3 protein-coding genes and 1 other annotated feature are annotated in these 3,146 nt (G+C 68.2%); of the genes, 1 reads left to right on the top strand and 2 read right to left on the bottom strand.

Annotation, left to right across the window (positions count from 1 at the left end; genetic code table 11):
• The first annotated feature begins 112 nt into the window (after positions 1 to 112).
• Entirely contained in the window at positions 113 to 952 is an 840-nt protein-coding gene (locus tag QOZ88_RS23065; RefSeq protein WP_306001625.1) for an IS5 family transposase, read from the top strand.
• Positions 953 to 1,010: 58 nt separating this feature from the next.
• On the opposite strand, the gene QOZ88_RS23060 is transcribed toward QOZ88_RS23065, so the two are convergent.
• Positions 1,011 to 1,877 carry a DUF4041 domain-containing protein gene (locus tag QOZ88_RS23060; protein ID WP_306002007.1) on the bottom strand — a complete coding sequence of 289 codons (867 nt, stop codon included), beginning with the start codon at positions 1,875 to 1,877 and terminating at the stop codon, positions 1,011 to 1,013.
• Positions 1,837 to 3,092, bottom strand: a protein-coding gene (locus tag QOZ88_RS23055) for an IS3 family transposase (RefSeq protein WP_305998703.1) whose coding sequence is annotated in 2 segments (ribosomal slippage) — positions 1,837 to 2,789 and positions 2,789 to 3,092 — 1,257 coding nt in all. Because the reading frame shifts where the segments join, the coding sequence is not laid out codon by codon here. Before QOZ88_RS23055 ends, QOZ88_RS23060 begins: the two co-directional genes overlap by 41 nt.
• Positions 2,677 to 2,790, bottom strand: a sequence feature (AL1L pseudoknot). Its footprint overlaps the gene before it by 114 nt.
• Positions 3,093 to 3,146: the final 54 nt, after the last annotated feature.

The raw sequence follows: 3,146 nt of genomic DNA, 5'->3' as shown, positions 1-3,146 counted from the left end.
AGAGCCCCCGCCAGTAGGTGAGGTCGCGCCGTTCGGCGTGGCTGATCGGCAAGGGCAGGCACGAGGGCCACGCTCGCGAAGGTGCTAACGCTCCGTGAACTGTGGACGCCTCGTGCCTGCCGTCCCATCGTGCATCCTTGACCCGCTGCGCGAGGAGTTCCTCACCCTGCTGCCTGTGCGTGTCGATGAGCATCCGTTGGGCTGTCACCGGCCGCGCATCGACGATGCCGTGGTGTTCGGCAAGCTCGTCGAGGCGCTGGTGTTCGGCGCCGGCTACGAGCGCATCGCCGACGACTCGTGCTCGGCCACCACCATGCGTCGCCGCCGGGACGAGTGGATCGCCCTGGGAGTGTTCGACCGGCTGCGACTGGCCTGCCTGGATGCCTACGACAAGATGATCGGCTTGGACCTGGCCGACGTGGCCGTCGATGGATGCACCACCAAGGCCCCGTGCGGCGGGGAATGCGCCGGTCGCAGCCCGGTGGACCGGGGCAAGGGCGGGCTGAAACGGTCCCAGCTCACCGACGGCGGCGGCATCCCGCTGGCCACGGTGTCCGCGCCGGCCAACACCGTCGACCACGCCCTGCTGCCCCAGACGCTGGACGCGCTCAAGGACTTCCAGCCGCTGCCGGCCGGTGCGACGGCGCATCTGGACGCCGGCTACGACTACCGCCCCTGCCGCGAAGCACTCGACGAACGAGGCCTGCTCGGTCAGATCGCCCACCGCGGCGAACCCGCTCCCATCCAGGTCGGCAAGCGTTGGGTGGTGGAGCGGACCAACTCCTGGCTCAACAACTTCGGAAAGCTGCGCCGCTGCACCGAACGCCGCCAGGTCTGCGTCGACGCCTACCTGGCGCTGGCTGCCGCCATCGTCACCGTCCGTGCACTGTGCCGGGGCGCCTGGCGCCTCTACCGCTGGGACACCCGGCCAAGATCACCACGCATCCGCTGACCTACTGGCGGAGGCTCTTAGTGGGCCGCTCAAGGACACCGGAGCGGGCGTGACCCGGTCAGCTGTGCGTCCGGGCGGCAAGGCTCTGGCGGTACTCCAAGGCTTCTGGGAAGTCCTCGAAGTGCAGCAGATCTCCGGCCAACTCGCTGAGCAGGGTCTTTACCTGGGCGGCGGTGGCGTGGAAGAACTCCCGGCGCGGGTTGACCAGGTTGACCCGCTGGTCGGCCAGACGCTGGTGCAGCGCGGTCTCGATGCCGACGGCGTTGTCGGAGAAGAACAGCGCGTGCACGTCGTATCGGAAGGGGACGGACGCGTCACCGAGTTCGCGCACCCGGTCGAGCGGGTCCAGGCGGCGGGTCATACCAACCTTCACCATCGACTCACCGAACGCGCCGATGTTCGAGATGACGTACACGTAACCGGCGCGGATGTTCGCCGCGCGGTAGTCGACGTCCTCGATCGCCCGGCCGATGTCATTCAAAGTCTCCTGCAGCCGGGCCGCGCCCTCGGCGTCGCCCTTGTCCAGCAGCGCCTGGCGGGCGTTGACGTAGTGCTGACGCTCCTTCTCCAGCCGCGCCTTCTCCCGCTCCATCTCCTGCTGCGCCGCGCGTTCCTCACGTAGCCGTTGCTTCTCCTCGCGCTCGTGCTCCTTCTCCTCGGCGACCTTAGCCACATAGTCAGCGGTGAGTTCGAGCTCGCGGATGCGCAGCCGGTGGTAGGCCTCGGAAATGCGGATGTCCATGGTCTTGCCCAGCCGCATGATGGTGGTGGCCACCTTGGTGAGCCGTTCGATGGCCGCGTCCAGCTTGTACGGCTTGAGGCCCCGCACCAGGTTGTCGGCCTCGGCGTTGTATGAACCGCCCTGGGTCTGATGGAGGCTCGTTCTATTGGATTCCCACCCCGGCGGGGTCGGTCCGTTGGGCAGCGTAGAACGCTGCTTCGTACTCCGCGGGCGGGACGTTCTGGCAGTGCCCGTGGAGCCGGCTCTCGTTGAACCAGTGCACCCAGGACAGCGTCGCGAGTTCGAGCTCGTCGACGTCGTCCCAGCCGGTGGCGTCGGGTCCGTGGACGCACTCGGTCTTGTAGAGGCCGTTGGTCGTCTCGGCCAGGGCGTTGTCGTAGGAGTCCGCGACCGTCCCGATCGAGGGCCGCGCGCCGATCTCCTCGAGCCGCTCGGTGAACCGCACGGCGGTGAACTGCGACCCCGCATCCGAATGTGTCACCAGCCCGACCAACCGGCGCCCTCCGCGGGAGGCTCTGGCCATCTCAAGTGCGTCGAGGACCATCTCGGTCTTCATGTTCGCCGCCACCCGCCAGCCGACGATCCGCCGGCTGAACGCGTCGACGATGAAGCACACGTACGCCATCCCCGACCGGGTCGGGACGTAGGTCAGATCGGTGACCCACAGCGCGTCGGGCCGGTCGGCGGTGAACTGCCGATTCACCAGGTCCGGCGCCCGCGAGGCATCCGGGTCCGGCCGGGTGGTGAAGACCTTCTTGCGCAGCCGGGACACCCCTTCGATGCCCAGCTCACGCATCAGCCGGGCAACCTGGTCGCGGCCGATGTCGTGACCAGCGCGCCGGGCGGCCTTCCAGAGCTTGTGCGCTCCGTAGACCTTCCGGTTCGCGGTCCACAACGCCAGCAGGACCTGCATCATCAGCACGTCCCGCACGGCCCGCGCAGACGGCGCGGTCTGCCGCTTCTTCGCGGCGTAGTAGCTGCTCGGAGCCACCTGCAGGTACCTGCAGATGAACTCGACTCCGAACTCGTTCCGGTTCTCGTCGACGAACGCGACGATCACCTCGATGGGCGGTCGAGTTCCGCCGCGAAGAAAGCCGAGGCCCGCTTCAACAGATCGTTGGCCCGGCGCAGCTCACGGTTCTCCTGCTCGAGCTCCCGGATCCGCGTGGCCTCGACCGTCGTCACCCCCGGCTCGACGCCGTCATCGATGTCGGACTGCTTGACCCAGGTCCGCAGCGACTCCACCCCGCAGCCGATCTGATCGGCGACCCGCCGAACCGTCCCGTGCGTGGTGCCCAGCTCCTTGCGCAGCTGCCGCACCAGCCGAACCGCCCGGGCCTTCTCCTCTGGCGAGTAGCGACGCGTCGTCGGCTTCCCAGGCGTGCCTTCGTTCCCCATGGCTCCATCCTCGTTTCCAAGGTCAGGAGCCTCCAAGCAACCCAGGGCGGTTCA

The sequence above is a fragment of the Blastococcus carthaginiensis genome (assembly GCF_030731085.1).
GTDB classification, from domain to species: Bacteria; Actinomycetota; Actinomycetes; order Mycobacteriales; family Geodermatophilaceae; genus Blastococcus; species Blastococcus carthaginiensis.
Note: the sequence above shows the minus strand (reverse complement) of the source record. Positions and strands in the feature narration are given on the sequence as shown.